We start from the raw sequence: 15,267 nt of genomic DNA on the forward strand, positions 1-15,267 counted from the left end.
CGCGGCATGCCCGCGCCGCTCGCCGCGCGCATCTCGGCCGATGCGGCGCGCGCGCTGTCCACGCCGGAGACGCGCACGCGGCTGGCCGCGCTGGGCGCCGAGCCGGAGCCGATGGCGCCGGACGCCTTCGCGGCCTACATCGACGCCGACATCGCCAAGTGGCAGCGCGTCGTCCGCGAGCGCAACATCACCCTGGAGTAGAGTTCCGCATGATCCGTCTCGCGACCTTCCTCTCCCCCGGCGACGTGCGGCCGCGGCTCGGCGCGGCGGAGGGCGAGGAAATGATCGACCTGACGGCCCATCTCGGGCCGGACTGGGACATGCGGCGCGCGCTGAAGCTGCCGCTGCCGGCGCTGCGCAGCCAGGTGTCGAACGCGAAGGTCCGGCTGCCGCTGGCCGCCTGCCACCTGCTGCCGCCCATCCCGGACCCGGGCAAGATCTTCTGCGTCGGCAAGAACAGCAGGGTGCACCGCGCGGAGCTGGTGGCGCAGGGCATGCTGAAGGAGGACCCGCAGGAGCCGACCAGCTTCATCAAGCTGAACGAGACGCTGGTGGGCGAGGGCGCGCGCGTGGTGCGGCCGGAGGGCATCGCGACCTTCGACTACGAGCCGGAGCTGGCCTTCATCGTCACCGCCCGCGCCTTCCAGGTGCCGCGGGAGCGTGCGCGGGAGTACGTGGGCGCGATCACCGTGCTGAACGACCTGACGGCGCGCGAGATCCAGAAGCAGGAGGTGCAGCTCGGCACCAAGTTCTGGGTCTCCAAGAACATGCCGGGCTTCACGCCGGTGGGGCCCTATGCCGTGCCGCTGGGCGAGATCGCCGATCCCTACGACCTCTGGCTGACCTGCGAGGTGAACGGGCAGCAGCGGCTGCGCGTGAACACCGACGAATACATCCACCGCATCGAGGGCATCATCGCGCATTTCAGCCGCTTCATGCCCTTCGAGGCCGGCGACGTGATCGCCACCGGCGCGCCGCGCGGCACGGCGATCGGGCAGCCCAACGCGGCGGAGCTCTATCTGCGCCCCGGCGATGTCTGCGTGGCGGGGCTGGAGGGCGTGATGCGGCTGACGACGCGGATCGTGGCGCCGGGGGAAGCATAGCGGCCGGCGCATTCCCGGCACGGCGAAACCGCCTAGATTGGGGCCGATGCCCCCCCCTGAGACCGCCGCACCCGACCCCGCCGAGCTGCGGCGCTTGTTCTTCCGCGTCTTTCCCGCGGTGGGGCTGGCGATGTTCGGCGCGGCGCTGGACCAGACCATCGTCGCCGCGGCGCTGCCCGCCATCGCGCGGTCGCTGGGCGAGGTGGAGCGGGTGTCCTGGATCGTCGTCGCCTATCTGGTGGCGACGACCATCGCGGCGCCGGTCTATGGCCGCATCGGCGACGCCTTCGGCCGGCGGCGGATGCTGCTGGTGGCGCTGGGGATGTATGCGGCGGGTGCGGCGCTCTGCACGGTGGCGCCGAGCCTCGACCTGCTGGCGCTGGCGCGCATCGTGCAGGGGTTCGGCGGCGGCGGGCTGATCTCGCTCTCCGTCGCGCTGATCGCGGAGGTGGTGCCGGCGCGCGAGCGCGGGCGGTTCCAGGCCTATATCGCCGCCGTCTTCGCCGCGGCCAGCGCGCTGGGGCCGGTGGCCGGCGGCGTGCTGACGGAGTTCCTGGGCTGGCGCGCGGTGTTCCTGCTGCAGCCGCCGCTGGCGTTGCTGGCGGCGATCCTGGCGGTGCGGCGGCTGCGCAACGCGGCAAAGGGCGATGCGCGGGGCTTCGCCTTCGACTGGGCCGGGCTGGTGCTGTTCGCGCTGTTCGTCGGGCCGGTGCTGCTGGCGCTGGACCAGGCGCGGCGGCTTTCGCCAGGCGGGCTGGCCGCGGCGGCCGGGTTGGCGCTGCTGGCAGGCGCCGCGCTGTGGCTGCTGTGGCGGCAGGAACGGCGCGCGCGCGATCCGCTGCTGCCGCTCGGGCTGCTCGGCGAGCCTTCGGTGTGGCGGGCCAACCTGCTCTCCGCGCTGGTCTCCGGCGCCTTCGTCGGCAGCATCGCCTTCATGCCGATCTATTTCGCGGCGGTGCGCGGGCTGGGGCCTTCCGCCGCCGGCGTGGCGCTGCTGCCGCTGGCGGTCTTCGCCGCCTTCGGCGCGATGGTCTCGGGCCGCGTGCTGGCGCGCACCGGGCGGACGATGCTGCTGGCGGGCTTCGGCCTGGGCTTTGCGGCGCTGCTGCTGGGCGTGGTGGCCTTCGGCACGGGGCGGATGCCGGTGGCGGTGCTCTCGGGGGTGCTCGGGCTGGTCTCGGTGGGGCTCGGCACCTCCTTTCCGATGGTGCAGGTGGTGGTGCAGCAGGCGGCGGGGCGGGAGCGGCTGGGCTCCGCCACCGCCTCGGTACAGTTCACGCGCTCGCTCGGCTCCGCCGCCGGCACGGCGCTGATCGGCGCGGTGCTGTTCGGCGCGCTGGTGGCGCAAGGGGGCGGTGCGGCGGAACTGTTCGTGGCGCTGGTGAATGCCGGGCCGGCGGCACTGGCCGGGCTGGACGCCGCGGCGCAGGCGGCCTTCCGCGACGCGATGACGGGCGCCTTCCGCGCGGCCTTCCTGTGCGCCGCGGCCATGGTGGCGGTGGCCGCCTGGCTGACGACGCGGGTGCCGCTGCAGCGGGTGTAGAATTGAACTGTGTAGGCGCTAGCTGCTTGTGCCTTGGCGCAAACTGGCCTGCAGTCACAGAAATCTGTTGCAGCGGAGCGCACGCAGCCTAAATTCGGGGCTGCGCGCGCTCGCTGGATGGTGCGCTGGGAGGGATTCGAACCCCCAACCTGAGGCTTACCGGGCACCCGCTCTATCCAGTTGAGCTACCAGCGCGTCGGACCAGCAGCTAGGTGCGTGTTGGCGCACGCATCTAGCTGCCCCGCCCGAATCCTACGTCTCTCCCTCTGCTTCTGACGCACAATCAACAACGTTGATCGAAGAAGCAGCGACTTCGGCGGAACTACCCGGGACATTCTGCGCCGCGGGTGATCGGGACCGTTGGCCAGGACGTGGCCTAACTCGGAATGCGCCGTTGTACCATTCCACCAGCCCCCACCTGTCCTGATCACCAATTCGCCTGAAGGTGGGGGTGTTCTTCGACAGGCTGACCCGCAGACCACGCTTCCGTTCCACGTCGTCCTTCGTGTCAAATTCGAATCCACCGGTGACAAGCGCTTCCAGAATTTCATCGGAGGACGCCGGGGCGTTGTCGGGCATGGCCGATTTCCGAGCTGTAAGAACCCGTCGTACCGCTGACGCAAAAGGCATGCCGACAAATTCGTCAGGCCTGAACTGAACTGTCGGGCGCGCCATGCCTGCGGCCTCTTCGATGGCTGCTTCGGCATACATCGGCTCGCGTCCGAGCAACTCGCAGATCTGGTTCACTAGGCGCTTGGCCTTGGCAGCTTCGGCCTCAGCAACTTCCACCCTCTCTATGGCTTTGCGAAGCACATCAACTTCGGCCACGGCCCGACTCCGTCACTTCGCGGATTGATCTAGGGCAGGACCGGCTTGGTTGCAAGACTTTTGGCAATGATGGTCCATCATGGAGCGATGTGCGGCGCATCTGCCAAGGACGCTCGTGCGTTTCCTGGCCGTTGGGTCGCGTGTCAAGGCTCCGTGCGGCTTGTGCCTGGGGCCCCCCCCCCCGTCCTCACACGGAGTTACGCCTGCGAGCTTGCCTTCGCTTGGCGGCGTGCCGGCCGCGGCGGCAGCAGCAGGTCCACCATCTGCTCGATCGTCGCGTGGTCGCAGGCGCCGTCGGGGCTCAGCTTGCGGCCGATGGCGAAGCCGTCGAAGGCCATCAGCGCGACGCGCGCCAGGCGCACCGGCGCGACGAGCTCGGCTTCCGGCAGGCAGTCGCGCAGCAGCGCGCCGATCTGCGCTTCCGCCCAGCGCAGCAGCGTGGGTTCGTAGCTGTCCTCCGGCCCGAGCGTGGAGATCGCCTCCATGAAGCAGTTGGCGAAGCCGTTGTCGGCGCGGGGGATCTCGCACCACAGCGCGTGCAGGATGGCAAAGAGGCGATCGCGCGGGGCGGGCAGTGCGTGGACATGCGCGCGCAGTGCCTCCACCCGCGCGCGGAACCAGGAATCGTAGAGGGTGAAGGCGATGCGGAACTTGGAGGGGAAGTAGACATAGACATTGGCGGTGGAGCAGCCGGCCTCGCCCGCGATCATGGTGATGGTCGTCGCGGCGTAGCCATGCGCGCGGAACAGGCGGAAGGCGGCGTCCAGGATGGCGTCCCGGACGGCCGCCTTCTTCACCTGCGCCATGCGGTCAGGCCCGCGCGATGAAGGCGAGCGCCTGCGGCACCCAGGGGCCGTCGGGCTCGCCGCCGGCGAAGCAGGCGGTGAAGTGGTTGCGACCGGGCATGGCGATGCGCGCCACGCTGCCCCCGGCCGCGGCGCAGGCGGCTTCCAGGCGTTCGGCCTGCGGGATCAGGTGGGCGAAGTCGGCGGTGCCGTGCGCCAGCAGCATCGGGCGCGGCGGTGCATCCAGGTAGTTGAGCGGGCTGGCGAGCCGCTCGTTGCCCTCCGCGCCGAGGAAGCGCGGCCGCATCGACAGGCCGGAGCCCTCGCCGAACTCGTAGCAGCCGGAGATCGGCAGCACGCCGCGCAGCACCTCCGGCGGCAGGGCGCGCGGGACCTGCCAGTCGCGCCGCGTGCCGAGCAGCGCGGCGTAGTGGCCGCCGGCGGAATGGCCGCCGACGAAGAGGCGCGCGGGATCGCCGCCCCAGCGCGCGGCGTTGCAGTGCAGCCAGGCGACGGCGTCGGCGCAATCCTCGAAGCCCGCGGGGAAGACGTGCTGCGGCGCCAGGCGGTAGCCGGCGGAGGCGAAGGTAATGCCGGCGGCCTGGAAGGCCGGCGCCATGAAGGCCATCCATTCCTTGTAGCCGGAGGTCCAGCCGCCGCCGTGCCACACCAGCAGCATCGCGCCGTTCGGCTTCGGCGCGGGCATCACCAGCAGGCGCTGGTAGGGGTCGGGGCCGTAGGCGTGCTCCTCCGCCGCGATGCCCTCGCCGCGCTGCCAGCATTCCGCGGCGAAGCGCTGGCCTGCTTCCGAGAGCGGCTCCTGCGGCGGGTAGTCCTCGAGACGCATGGCGGTGTCCTTTTATGTCGGGCGGACCGATTCAGACCTCCGGGGCTGCCGCCCCTCCGGTCATCGGGCCGCCGCAGCCCGGCGGCGCCAGGCGCGCCGAGAGGTTGGTCGCGAAGGTCGTGGCGAGCTCGGCGGCCTTCTTGCGCATCAGCCCCAGGCCGAACTTGCCGAGCCGGCCGGAGATCGAGACCTCCGAGGCATAGGCGACCTCCGTCCCGCCATCCTCCGTGCCGCGCACCAGCAGCAGGTTCTGCGCGGTGAGCAGGCTGGCGCGCGAGCCTTCCTCGCCGCGCGTGACGGAGGCGATGCGCGCGTGCTCCTCCATCTCCGTCACGGTGACGACGACGTTGAAGCTGGTGCCGATGGGGCCGACGCTGACGCGCACCGTGGCGCGGTATTCGGTGGGGGACAGCACCTCGATGGCGCTGCAGCCGGGGATGCAGGGGCCGACCACCTCGGGGTCGAGGATGGCCGCCCAGACCGCGGGAAGCGGCGCGGGGACGGGAAACGCTCCTTCGATTCTCACGGCTCCAGCGCGTCCAGCACGCGCTCGGGCGTCATGGGGATGCGGCGGAGGCGCGGGCCGCCGGCCTGCGCGACGGCATTGGCGATGGCGGGCGCGGTGCCGACCATGGAGATCTCGCCGACGCCCTTCGCGCCCACGGGATGAGTCGGCTCCGGCTCCTCGAAGAGGATCGGCACGATCTGCCGCGGCACGTCCTTGATGCCCGGTAGCTTGTAGTCGGCGAAGGAGGGGTTCGCGAGGCGGCCGTCATCGTCCCAGACCAGCTCCTCGGTCAGCGCGTAGCCCAGGCCCTGCACGATGCCACCCTGGATCTGGCCCTCGCAGGAGACGGGGTTGATGGCGCGGCCGACATCATGGGCGGAGAACATGCGCAGGACCTCGACCTTGCCGGTCACCTCGTCCAGCTCGGCTTCCACGCATTGCGCGCCGAAGGTGTAGACGCCGAGGTTGTCGAAGGCGAGGCGCTGCATCAGGGCGCGCTTCGGGTCGAAGCGCTCGCCATCATAGACCAAGCCGTGGAAGCCCATGATGGGTCCGCCGGACTTGAAGAGGGAGCGCATCGCCACCTCGCGGAAGCCGACCTCGCGGCCCGGCACGCCGGCGATGCCGACGCGACCGCCTGGGCGCAGCTCCAGATCGGCCTTGGCGCATTCCATCATCTCGGCGGCGTGGTCGAGGATCTTCTCCCGCACCTGCTCCGTCGCGCCCACCACGGCGCGGCCGGTCATGTAGGTCGAGCGGCTGCCGGCGGTCTTCCAGTTGTAGGGCGAGAGGTCGCTGTCCTGCGCGGCATAGGCGACCTGGCCGATCGGCACCTGCAGCAGGCTGGCGCAGATCTGCGTCATCACGGTGTCGGAGCCCTGGCCGATGTCCACGCAGCCCGTGTTGAGCGCGATGGTGCCGTCGGCGCGCATGTGCACGCTGGCGGCGGTGCCCATAAGGCCGGAGATATGGGTGAGGCTGGCGAAGCCGATGCCGCGTCGCCGGCCGTGGCGCGGCGCGGGCAGCTTCGGCGCGGCGGCCTGCGCGTCGCGCACGGCGGCGAGGCAGTCCGACAGGCGGCAGGTGGTGAGGGTGTGGCCGCCGATCCAGCGGTCGCCCTGCTGCACGGCGTTCTTCAGCCGCAGCTCGACGGGGTCCATGCCGAGCTTCGCGGCCAGTTCGTCGATCTGCGATTCGCCGGCGAAGCTCGCCTGCGGGTTGCCGAAGCCGCGGAAGGACCCGGCGCGCAGCTTGTTGGTGTAGGCGACGCGGCCCTCGATGCGCACATGCGGGATGCGGTAGGGGCCGCGCACCATCAGCATGGCGAAGGTCATGACGTTCGGGCTCTCGTCGGCATAGGCGCCGCCGTCGAGCAGGATCTCCGCATGGCGCGCGACGATCGTCCCGTCCCGCTTCGCGCCGGTGCGCAGCCGGATGCGCGCGGGATGACGGGAGCGCTGGATCTCCATGTCCAGCGTGCGCGACAACGCCAGCTTCACGGGCCTGCCGGTGGCGCGCGCCAGCCAGGCGCAGATGGAGTGGATGTTGCTGGCGTGCTTGCCGCCGAAGCCGCCGCCGACCTTCGGCACCTGCGCGCGCACCTGCGACATGGGGATGCCGAGCTCGTCCGCCACGCGCTGCTGGACGTGGTGCACCGACTGGCACGAGGCGATGACGAGCACGCGGCCGTTCGCCTCCGGCTCAGCCAGCACGCCGTTCGGCTCCATGTAGCCGTGATACTGGGCGGGCGTCTCGTAGATGCCCTCGACCACCACGTCGCAGGCGGCGAAGGCGGCCTCCGCGTCGCCTTCCGCCAGCACCGCCTGCCACACCAGATTGCCGCTGCCGCCGCCCTCCATGGTGCGCACGTATTGCGCCTGGTCCTCGTGCAGGATCGGCGCGCCGGGGGCGAGCGCTGCCTCGGGGTCCAGCACATGCGGCAGGACCTCGTACTCCACGGCGATGAGCTGGGCGGCGAGACGCGCGGTCTCGGCGTCGCGTGCCGCGACGGCGGCGACGGGCTCGCCCATGTAGCGCACCTTGCCGACCGCCAGCATGGTCTCGTCCTTGACCATGCCGCCGACGCGGCGCGCCGGGATGTCCGCGCCGGTCACGATGGCGATCACGCCGGGCAGGGCGGCCGCCTGCGACACGTCGCAGGAGAGGATGCGCGCATGGGCGTGCGGGCTCTGCGCGATCGCGGCGTGCAGCATGCCCGGGCGCGAGAGGTCGTCCAGGTAGCGCGCGCTGCCCGAGAGCTTGTCGCGCGCTTCCAGCCGCGCGGGGCTGGCGCCGAGCGGGTCCACGAAGGCGTTCATGACGCGGCCTCCACGGCGCGGCGCGCGCCTTCGAGGATCTTCACGTAGCCGGAGCAGCGGCAGAGGTTGCCGGAGAGTGCCTCCCGCAGCGCGTCCTCGTCCGGGTGCGGCGTCTCGCGCAGCAGGCCTTCCAGCGCGAGCACGATTCCCGGCGTGCAGAAGCCGCATTGCACGGCGCCGACCTGTTCCAGCGCTTCCTGCACGCGGCCGAGCTGGCCGGGCGGCGCCAGGCCCTCCACCGTGGTGACCTCGCGTTCGCCGACGGCTACGGCGAGCGTCAGGCAGCCGCGCACGGGGCGCCCGTCCAGCAGCACGGTGCAGGCGCCGCAGACGCCCTGGTTGCAGCCGCGCTTCGCGCCGGTGAGGGCGAGCTCGGTGCGCAGAGCCTCGAGCAGCGTGGTCATCGGCGCCACGCGGATCTCGCGCGGCTCGCCATTGACCGAGAGGGTGAGGGCGATCCGGTCAAGCATGAGCGGCCTCCGCCTTGGCGCGCGCCTCGGCGACGGCGCGGCGCAGCAGGCGCGGGATGAGCTTGCGGCGGAAGGCGGCGGAGCCGCGCATGTCGTCCACCGGGTCCGCGGCCTCGGCCAGCAAGGCGCCGGCGCGGGCCAGCGTGGCATCGTCCAGCGCGGTGCCGAGCAGCGCCGCCTCGGCGTCCGCCAGGCGCAGCGGCGTGGCGGCGACGGCGCCGATCGCGAGGCGGACGAAGCTGCAGGCACCGCGCTCCATCGCCAGCATGACGGCGACCGAGACCACGGCGAAGTCGCCATCCACGATCATCAGCTTCTCGTAGTGGGCGCGCGCGCCCGGTGGGCCGGGCGGCACCTCGATGCCAATGACGATCTCGTCGGGGGCGCAGGCGGTCTCGTAGTAGCCGTGGAAGAAGTCGGCGGCGGGGATCGCGCGCGCGCCCTGCGGGCCGGCCACCTGCACCACGGCCTCGGCGCAGGTGATGGCGGTGGGGTAGTCGGCGGCCGGGTCGGCATGGGCGATGGAGCCGCCGATGGTGCCCTGGTTGCGGATGGCCGGATGCCCGATGCGGCGCGCGGCCTCCACGACGATCTCCGCACCGCCGGAGCGTGGCTGCAGGCGCGCGACCTCGAAGTGACGCGCCATGGCGCCGAGGCGCAGCCCGCCATCCTCGCGCGGCTCGACCGCATCCAGGCCGGGCACGCGGCGCAGCGAGACGAGGACGGGCGGCGCGAGCAGGCCGGCATTCATCATCGCCACCAGCGACTGCCCGCCGGCCAGGCAGCGCGCACCCTCGGCGGAGAGTGCCGACAGCGCCTCCGCCAGCGTCTCCGGCTCCGCGTAGTGCATCGCGGTCGGCGCGCCTTCCGCCTGCATCGCGGTCAGCGCGCCTCCCGCGCGACGACGAGCTTCGGGTCCACGAACTTCCCGCGCTCGATGATGACGCGGTTGTCGAGGCTGACGGTGCAGTCGCGCATCGGCACGTCGTAGTGGCCGCGCGTGGCGCGCTTGCCGCCGCCCTGGGTGTTGGGGCCGGTCGAGAACAGGAAGTTGCCCGGGAAGACGCGTGCGGCGGCGCGGTTGCGCTCGGGCGAATCGCCGTTCAGGCCCATCCAGTACCACTTGGCCTGCGGGTTCATGCCCCAGCCGAGATGGGAGACGGCGTAGGGATCGCGGTCGCCCTCATGCGTCTTGCCGTCCTCCAGCCAGTCGCGCATCAGCTTGGCGTCCAGCCCGCCCTCGACCTTCGTGATGTGGCCGTCGCGGATCTCCAGCTGCACGGCGTCGGTGACGTAGCGGCAATAGGGCAGGATGATGATGTCGCCGGGCTGGATCACCACCTTGCCCTGCGCGCTGCCCTCGTTGGGGAAGGTGTGGATGTGGCCGGCGCCCCAATGGTCGAAATGGCCCTTCTCGTCGGCGTAGCCCCACTGCGTCATCACCGGATACTCGCCGCAGGAATAGGTGAAGTCGGTGCCGGCCTCGCTGGTGACGCGGACGGTCTTGGTGGTCCGGTAGATGCTCTCGGCGTATTTCATTGCCTCCTTCAGGCCGGCGGGCGACAGCAGCTGCTCCAGGTCGTCCGGCGCGTCGATGATCATCAGCACGCGCACGCCGCGGTCCATCACCTGCTTCAGCCACTTGGTGAACAGGGGGACGTGGAAGATGACGATGATGTCGGCCGCCATCATCGCCTCCAGCGTGCCCTTGCACTGGCCGATGGTCGGCACGCCGACCTTGGTCCAGGACGGGATGGAGTTCACGCACATCTCGTAGACGTCGGCGCCCAGGTTCTCGGCCGCGGCAAAGGCGGCCTGCACGTATTCGCGGCGGGTGCCGAGGTCGGTGACCAGCGCCACCGTCTCGCCCTTCGTCACCGCGCTCATCGTGAACTGGCGCTGGTAGAGCTGCGTCAGCTTGGCCGGGTTCACTTCCTGCGTGCGGATGGCGGAGCTTTGCATGGGGGGAGCCTCCCTTGGGACGGGGTCAGGTGAAGCCGAAGGTGCGGGGCAGCCAGGTGACGGTGCCCGGGACCAGGGCCAACAGCAGCAGGGTGATCGTCAGCGCGAGGACGAAGGGCCAGACCGCCGCCACGATCTCCTGCAGGGGCGTGCCGGTGAGCGAGCTCATCACGAAGAGCAGCACGCCGTAGGGCGGGGTGATCATGCCGATCATGAAGTTGACCGTGATCACCACGCCGAAATGCACGAGGTCCACGCCCAGCGCCGTGGCGGTGGGCAGCAGCACGGGGACGAAGACCAGCAGCATCACCGCGATGTCGAGGAAGCAGCCGAGGATCAGGAAGGCGACCATCACCAGCAGCATGAATTCCGTGCGGTCCAGGTCGAGCGCCGCGAACATCAGGGCGAAGCGGGTCGCCACCTGTTCGTTGGTGACGGCGTAGTTGACGATGAAGGCGCCGGCGACCAGCAGCATGACGGAGGCCGACTGCACCATCGATTCCTCGACCACGCGCGCGAAGCTGCGAGGGCCGATGGTGCGGTAGACGAAGATGCCGAGCAGCAGGGCGTAGAAGCCGGCGACGGCCGCGGCCTCGGTCGGCGTGAAGACGCCGCCCCAGATGCCGCCCAGCAGCAGCACGGGCAGGGAGAGCGGCACCACGGCGCGGCCGAGATGGTGCAGCACCAGGCGCAGCCCCATCGCCTCTCCGGGCGGCAGGCGCATGCGGCGCGCCTGGATGGCGACCACCGCCATCATCGCGACCACCATCAGCAGCCCCGGCACGAGGCCGCCCAGGAACAGCGCGCCGACCGAGGTGTTGCTGAGCAGCGCGTAGATCACCAGCGCGATGGAAGGCGGGATGATCGGGCCGGTGGTGGCGGCGGAGGCCGCGACGGCGGCGGCGAAGCCGCGGGGATAGGCGCCGACCTGGCGCATCATCCGCACCGAGACGAGGCCGGGCCCCGCCGCGTCGCTGACCGCGCTGCCGCTCATCGAGCTGAAGGCGGCGGTCACGAGGATGGTGACATGGCCAAGCCCGCCGCGCAGCCGCCCGACCAGCGCATTGGCGGCGCCGAACAGGCGCTCGCTGACCGTCGCCGCGTTCATCAGGTTGGCGGCCAGGATGAACATCGGGATGGCCAGCAGCACGTACATGGTCAGCATGCTGGTCAGCACCTGGTCCACCAGCAGCCCGACATCCTGCCGCGTGGCCAGCAGATAGGCGATGCCGGCGGCGAACATCGCATGCGCCACCGGCGCGCGCAGCAGGACGAGGCCCGCGAAGGCGACGACCAGGACCCAGAGGCCGGTGCTCATGCCGGTCCCGCCGCGCCGTCGGCCTCGGCGGCGAGCGTCGCGCGCCAGCCAGGGCGCAGCATGGCCCAGAGCTCCGCGGCCGCGCGGACCACGCAGGCGGCGAGGAACATCGGCAGGCAGAGGAAGACGAAGTCCAGCCGCCATTCGAGGATGTTGGTGCGGTTGCGCCAGAGGAACAGCACGTAGTCCATGACCGGCGGGATCGCCGCGGCGAACAGGCCGCCCAGGATCAGCGCGACCAGGATGCGGCAGAGCCGGCGGCCCTGCGGCGGCAGCACGTCGTAGACCAGGCCGATCGCGACGTGGTCGCGGTCGCGCAGCACGAAGGCGGACAGCCAGAAGATCGCCCACATCGCCGCGATGGTGACGAATTCGTCGGACCATTGCAGCGGCTCGCGCAGCACGTAGCGCATGAAGACGGCGACGACGAAGGTCAGGAAGATCGCGACGAAGGCGATCCCCCCGACCCAGCGCGCGGCCAGCAGCAGCCCTGCGCCAAGGCGTGCCGCCATCAGGAGGTGCGCACGCCGCCGATGCGGTCCAGCAGCCCCGCCTGCCAGCGTGCCGTCAGCCCCTCCTGCTCCATCTGGCGCATGCAGGAGGTGCGGAAGGCGTCGCGGTCCGGCGTCAGGAAGCGGATGCCGCGGCCCTCGAAGGTCCCGACGAGGGAGCGTTCGGCGCCGGAGGTCTCGGCATAGAGCTCGTCCATCGCGGCGCGCGCGGCCTGGCGCACGGCGGTGCGGCCGGCCTCGTCCAGCCGGCCCATGAACTGCTCGCCCACCACCAGCACGAAGGGCTGCACCAGGTGGCCGGTGAGGACGACCTGCTGGATCAGCTCGCTGACGCGGGTGGCCTCGGTGACCGGCAGCGGGCTCTCGGTGGCGTCGATCAGGCCGGAGCGGAGCGCGACATACACCTCGGTGACGGGCATCGGCACCGGGGTCAGGCCCAGGCCGCGGCCGATCGCCACCGCAGCGCGGCCGCCCGGCTGCACGCGCAGCTTCAGGCCCTGCAGGGCGTCCGGCGTGCGGCCGGTGACGGGGGTGCGCAGGTTGACGTGGCGCGTGCCGATGTAGCCGATGTCGAGCGCCACCAGCTGCATGGTCTGCTGTGCGGCGGCGTAGAAGGCCTGACCGATCTCGCCCCGCATCGTGGCCAGCAGGTGCGGCCCGTCGCGGAAGGCGAAGGGCGCGCCCAGCGCCCCCCATTGCGGCAGCTGCTGGTCGAACTCGAAGAACAGCGGCGTCGCCGATTCCAGCTGGCCGCGCTGGATGGCGGTGATCTCGGTACCCTGGCGGAACAGCGAGCCGCCGGGGAAGACATCGGCCTTCACCCGGCCGGGCAGCGCGGCCTCCACCTTCTGGGCGAAGCTGCGCAACGCGCGAGTCGTCGGCTCGGCCTCCGGCGCGACGGTGGAGATGCGGAGCTGGAGCGGCTGCTGCTGCGCGAAAGCGGGCAGCGGAAGCACGGCGGCGGCAGCCGCCGCGCGCAGCATGGAACGCCTGGACGAGACCATCGCCTGAACCTTCCCCCATTGCGTGGCGGCGCGCGCGGCGCCGCATCATCCGCCGCGTGGGGCGGACGGATCAGCTTCGCAGGGGCGGGCGGGGGCCTGTCAACAGCAAACTGCGTTCGGTTTTTGCGGAGGTGCCGGGCAGCGTTTCAGCGCAGCGCCTCGAAGTAGCCGGTCTCCTCGTCCAGGCGGGCATGCTCCCGCGCGCGGAAATCGTAGCGCGAGACGATGCCGCAGACCCGGCCGTCGCGGCACACCGGCAGGTGGCGGAAGCCGCAATCGTCCAGCAGGCGCAGCGCGGCCATGGCGGGCTGGTCGGGCGCCAGCGTCACCGGGTTCGGCGTCATCACCTGGCGCAGCGACGTGGCGCGCGCGTCGCAGCCTTCCGCCAGGCAGCGCACCGCGTCGCGCCCGGTGAAGATGCCGAGCAGGCGGCCATCCCCCTCGGTCACCAGCACGGCGCCGACGCGCCGGCGGTGCATGGCGGCGCAGGCGTCGGCGACGGTGGTGTCCGGGCCCAGCGCCAGCGGGGACTGGTTCCGGATGATTTCGGCCATGCTGCGTTCGTGCATCGCGTCCTGTCCTCCCTGGCCGCGGCTAGGCGGCCGGGCCGGCATGCGGCATTCCCTGCCCGGCGCCGCCGGTGCGGCATTTCGGGCGCGGCGCGCAGCTTCGGGCGATCTGCCGGGCCCCGCACTGCGCTATGTCAAGATAGCCGGCCGGCGGCGCCCGGCTCCGTATTTTGTGACCTTTGTGTTGCAGCGGCACCGCATTTGCCCCCGGCGGAGCGGGCAAGCCTTGGTTTTCCGAGGGAGACGGGCGAAGGTTCCGCCGCAATGCGAGCCGCCAGCCCGATTCCGATGCTGCTTTGGGGCATGGCGGCGGCGGCCGCGATCGGGCCGGTGCCGGTCCAGGCCCAGGGCAACGGCGCCCCCGCCGTCGGCGCCATCCGCGACGAGGTGGCGGAGCGGCTGCGTGCCCTGCGCGAGTCCATTCGCCCGCGCGGCTCGGGCGTGCTGGGGCTGATGGGCTACAACGTGGTGCCCGACGGCTCCACCAACGCGCTGCAGCTGGACCGCACCACGCTCTCCGGCGACTCCGACCCGACGCTGACGCTCGGGCAGATGGGCTTCGGCTTCACCTGGGGCGAGTCCTTCCCGCTCTTCACCGAGATCTACCTGGGCTATGCCCGCTATGATCCGCGCGCAGTGTTCAGCGGCGGGGTGGACGACCGCAAGAGCCCGCTGCGCTGGAACAACGTCGCGAGCACGATCGGTATCGGCTACGACATCCGCCTGGCGGAGAATCTCTGGCTGCGGCCGATCCTGAACGCCTCGCTCGGATACGCGGCGTCCGACGCGTCGCTGTTCGGCGAGTTCGTGCAGTTCCGCACGGGCGTGGACATCTCGCCGCTGACCAGCCTGCACGTGAATGTCTATGGCATCGGCGGCGCGCTGACGCTGGCCTACTACGACTACCGGCCGGAGCGCGACATCGACGTGGAGCTGCGCTACACGCAGATCCAGCTGCGCACCTTCGGCGACACGCTGCCCGCCGCACGCGGACAGGCGACGGCGGAAACGATCGGCCTCTGGACCCGCTACCGCTGGCCGACCGGGCGGGAAGTGTTCGGGCGCCCGCTGCGCTGGGTGCTGGACGGCAGCGCCAGCTACTACCTGGGCGACCAGCGCGAGACGCTGGGCTTCGCCTGGTCAGCGAAGGTCGGCGGCGGCATCGAGTTCGACACCGGCCGCTGGGAGCTGGGCGCCATGGGCATCAACCTGAACCGCGTGCGCCTGATCGGCCGCTACTTCTTCGGCGACAAGGATGTGAGCGGCTATTCCTTCGGCATCGGGATGAGCTTCTGATGGGCCAGGACGCGCGGATCGGCCGCCGGCACGGCATGCTGTTGGCGGCGCTCGGCGCGCTGACCGGCTGCGCGGATGATTACTCGGCGCTGCGCGACTGGTCCATGCAGGCGCGGCTGGCGGTGCAGCCCCTGCCCGTGGCCCCCGTGCCGCAGCCCGACCGCGCCGGGGCGGTGGGCGCGCTGCAGCGCGCGACCTCCGGCT

Annotated in this window: 16 protein-coding genes, 1 tRNA gene and 1 pseudogene; 5 read left to right on the plus strand and 13 right to left on the minus strand. The window is 71.5% G+C overall.

Annotation, left to right across the window (positions count from 1 at the left end; translation table 11 throughout):
- The 3 genes and pseudogenes from OZN99_RS11825 to OZN99_RS11835 all read left to right on the plus strand — a co-directional run.
- Positions 1-201, plus strand: a pseudogene (locus OZN99_RS11825) (tripartite tricarboxylate transporter substrate binding protein); the annotation flags it as partial.
- 8 nt (positions 202-209) lie between these two features.
- A complete protein-coding gene (locus OZN99_RS11830; protein ID WP_270935424.1) occupies positions 210-1,103 on the plus strand; it encodes a fumarylacetoacetate hydrolase family protein in 894 nt (297 codons plus the stop codon).
- Between the two features lie 46 nt (positions 1,104-1,149).
- Positions 1,150-2,646, plus strand: a complete 1,497-nt coding sequence (locus tag OZN99_RS11835) for an MFS transporter (RefSeq protein ID WP_270935425.1) — start codon at positions 1,150-1,152, stop codon at positions 2,644-2,646.
- Positions 2,647-2,764: 118 nt separating this feature from the next.
- On the opposite strand, the gene OZN99_RS11840 is transcribed toward OZN99_RS11835, so the two are convergent.
- From OZN99_RS11840 to OZN99_RS11900, 13 genes are all read right to left on the minus strand, one after another.
- Positions 2,765-2,841: transfer RNA gene (locus OZN99_RS11840), tRNA-Thr, on the minus strand.
- 57 nt (positions 2,842-2,898) lie between these two features.
- Positions 2,899-3,474, minus strand: a complete 576-nt coding sequence (locus OZN99_RS11845) for a hypothetical protein (RefSeq protein ID WP_270935426.1) — start codon at positions 3,472-3,474, stop codon at positions 2,899-2,901.
- Positions 3,475-3,671: 197 nt separating this feature from the next.
- Positions 3,672-4,280 carry a TetR/AcrR family transcriptional regulator gene (locus tag OZN99_RS11850; protein WP_270935427.1) on the minus strand — a complete coding sequence of 203 codons (609 nt, stop codon included), beginning with the start codon at positions 4,278-4,280 and terminating at the stop codon, positions 3,672-3,674.
- A 4-nt stretch (positions 4,281-4,284) separates the two neighbouring features.
- Positions 4,285-5,106, minus strand: a complete 822-nt coding sequence (locus OZN99_RS11855) for an alpha/beta hydrolase (protein ID WP_270935428.1) — start codon at positions 5,104-5,106, stop codon at positions 4,285-4,287.
- 31 nt (positions 5,107-5,137) lie between these two features.
- Positions 5,138-5,632, minus strand: a complete 495-nt coding sequence (locus tag OZN99_RS11860; RefSeq protein WP_270935429.1) for a CoxG family protein — start codon at positions 5,630-5,632, stop codon at positions 5,138-5,140.
- Positions 5,629-7,932, minus strand: coding sequence for a xanthine dehydrogenase family protein molybdopterin-binding subunit (locus tag OZN99_RS11865; protein ID WP_270935430.1), 2,304 nt, complete (start codon positions 7,930-7,932; stop codon positions 5,629-5,631). The genes OZN99_RS11860 and OZN99_RS11865 overlap by 4 nt, the downstream gene beginning before the upstream one ends.
- Complete coding sequence (locus OZN99_RS11870) at positions 7,929-8,402, minus strand: (2Fe-2S)-binding protein (RefSeq protein WP_270935431.1); 474 nt, start codon at positions 8,400-8,402, stop codon at positions 7,929-7,931. The genes OZN99_RS11865 and OZN99_RS11870 overlap by 4 nt, the downstream gene beginning before the upstream one ends.
- Entirely contained in the window at positions 8,395-9,279 is an 885-nt protein-coding gene (locus OZN99_RS11875; protein WP_270935432.1) for an FAD binding domain-containing protein, read from the minus strand. Before OZN99_RS11875 ends, OZN99_RS11870 begins: the two co-directional genes overlap by 8 nt.
- Before the next feature lie 5 nt (positions 9,280-9,284).
- Positions 9,285-10,364, minus strand: coding sequence for a hypothetical protein (locus OZN99_RS11880; RefSeq protein ID WP_270935433.1), 1,080 nt, complete (start codon positions 10,362-10,364; stop codon positions 9,285-9,287).
- Positions 10,365-10,389: 25 nt separating this feature from the next.
- Positions 10,390-11,682 carry a TRAP transporter large permease gene (locus OZN99_RS11885; protein ID WP_270935434.1) on the minus strand — a complete coding sequence of 431 codons (1,293 nt, stop codon included), beginning with the start codon at positions 11,680-11,682 and terminating at the stop codon, positions 10,390-10,392.
- Positions 11,679-12,194, minus strand: a complete 516-nt coding sequence (locus OZN99_RS11890) for a TRAP transporter small permease (RefSeq protein ID WP_270935435.1) — start codon at positions 12,192-12,194, stop codon at positions 11,679-11,681. The genes OZN99_RS11885 and OZN99_RS11890 overlap by 4 nt, the downstream gene beginning before the upstream one ends.
- Positions 12,194-13,198 carry a TRAP transporter substrate-binding protein gene (locus OZN99_RS11895; RefSeq protein WP_270935436.1) on the minus strand — a complete coding sequence of 335 codons (1,005 nt, stop codon included), beginning with the start codon at positions 13,196-13,198 and terminating at the stop codon, positions 12,194-12,196. The genes OZN99_RS11890 and OZN99_RS11895 overlap by 1 nt, the downstream gene beginning before the upstream one ends.
- Before the next feature lie 146 nt (positions 13,199-13,344).
- Positions 13,345-13,767, minus strand: coding sequence for a CBS domain-containing protein (locus tag OZN99_RS11900; protein ID WP_270935437.1), 423 nt, complete (start codon positions 13,765-13,767; stop codon positions 13,345-13,347).
- 288 nt (positions 13,768-14,055) lie between these two features.
- Here OZN99_RS11900 and OZN99_RS11905 point away from each other — a divergent pair, with 288 nt between their 5' ends.
- Complete coding sequence (locus OZN99_RS11905) at positions 14,056-15,063, plus strand: hypothetical protein (RefSeq protein ID WP_270935438.1); 1,008 nt, start codon at positions 14,056-14,058, stop codon at positions 15,061-15,063.
- The coding region (locus tag OZN99_RS11910; protein WP_270935439.1) for a hypothetical protein at positions 15,063-15,267 on the plus strand (205 nt) is incomplete at its 3' end. The genes OZN99_RS11905 and OZN99_RS11910, both read left to right, overlap by 1 nt.

This window comes from Falsiroseomonas oryzae (assembly GCF_027856955.1).
GTDB lineage: Bacteria > Pseudomonadota > Alphaproteobacteria > Acetobacterales > Acetobacteraceae > Falsiroseomonas > Falsiroseomonas oryzae.

Excerpts from the sequence above, each read along its gene's own strand:
- OZN99_RS11830 (WP_270935424.1), top strand. The coding sequence starts at position 210 with ATGATCCGTCTCGCGACCTTCCTCTCCCCCGGCGACGTGCGGCCGCGG.
- OZN99_RS11835 (WP_270935425.1), top strand. The coding sequence starts at position 1,150 with ATGCCCCCCCCTGAGACCGCCGCACCCGACCCCGCCGAGCTGCGGCGC.
- OZN99_RS11850 (WP_270935427.1), bottom strand. The coding sequence starts at position 4,280 with ATGGCGCAGGTGAAGAAGGCGGCCGTCCGGGACGCCATCCTGGACGCC.
- OZN99_RS11855 (WP_270935428.1), bottom strand. The coding sequence starts at position 5,106 with ATGCGTCTCGAGGACTACCCGCCGCAGGAGCCGCTCTCGGAAGCAGGC.
- OZN99_RS11865 (WP_270935430.1), bottom strand. The coding sequence starts at position 7,932 with ATGAACGCCTTCGTGGACCCGCTCGGCGCCAGCCCCGCGCGGCTGGAA.
- OZN99_RS11870 (WP_270935431.1), bottom strand. The coding sequence starts at position 8,402 with ATGCTTGACCGGATCGCCCTCACCCTCTCGGTCAATGGCGAGCCGCGC.
- OZN99_RS11875 (WP_270935432.1), bottom strand. The coding sequence starts at position 9,279 with ATGCAGGCGGAAGGCGCGCCGACCGCGATGCACTACGCGGAGCCGGAG.
- OZN99_RS11880 (WP_270935433.1), bottom strand. The coding sequence starts at position 10,364 with ATGCAAAGCTCCGCCATCCGCACGCAGGAAGTGAACCCGGCCAAGCTG.
- OZN99_RS11885 (WP_270935434.1), bottom strand. The coding sequence starts at position 11,682 with ATGAGCACCGGCCTCTGGGTCCTGGTCGTCGCCTTCGCGGGCCTCGTC.
- OZN99_RS11890 (WP_270935435.1), bottom strand. The coding sequence starts at position 12,194 with ATGGCGGCACGCCTTGGCGCAGGGCTGCTGCTGGCCGCGCGCTGGGTC.
- OZN99_RS11895 (WP_270935436.1), bottom strand. The coding sequence starts at position 13,198 with ATGGTCTCGTCCAGGCGTTCCATGCTGCGCGCGGCGGCTGCCGCCGCC.
- OZN99_RS11900 (WP_270935437.1), bottom strand. The coding sequence starts at position 13,767 with ATGCACGAACGCAGCATGGCCGAAATCATCCGGAACCAGTCCCCGCTG.
- OZN99_RS11905 (WP_270935438.1), top strand. The coding sequence starts at position 14,056 with ATGCTGCTTTGGGGCATGGCGGCGGCGGCCGCGATCGGGCCGGTGCCG.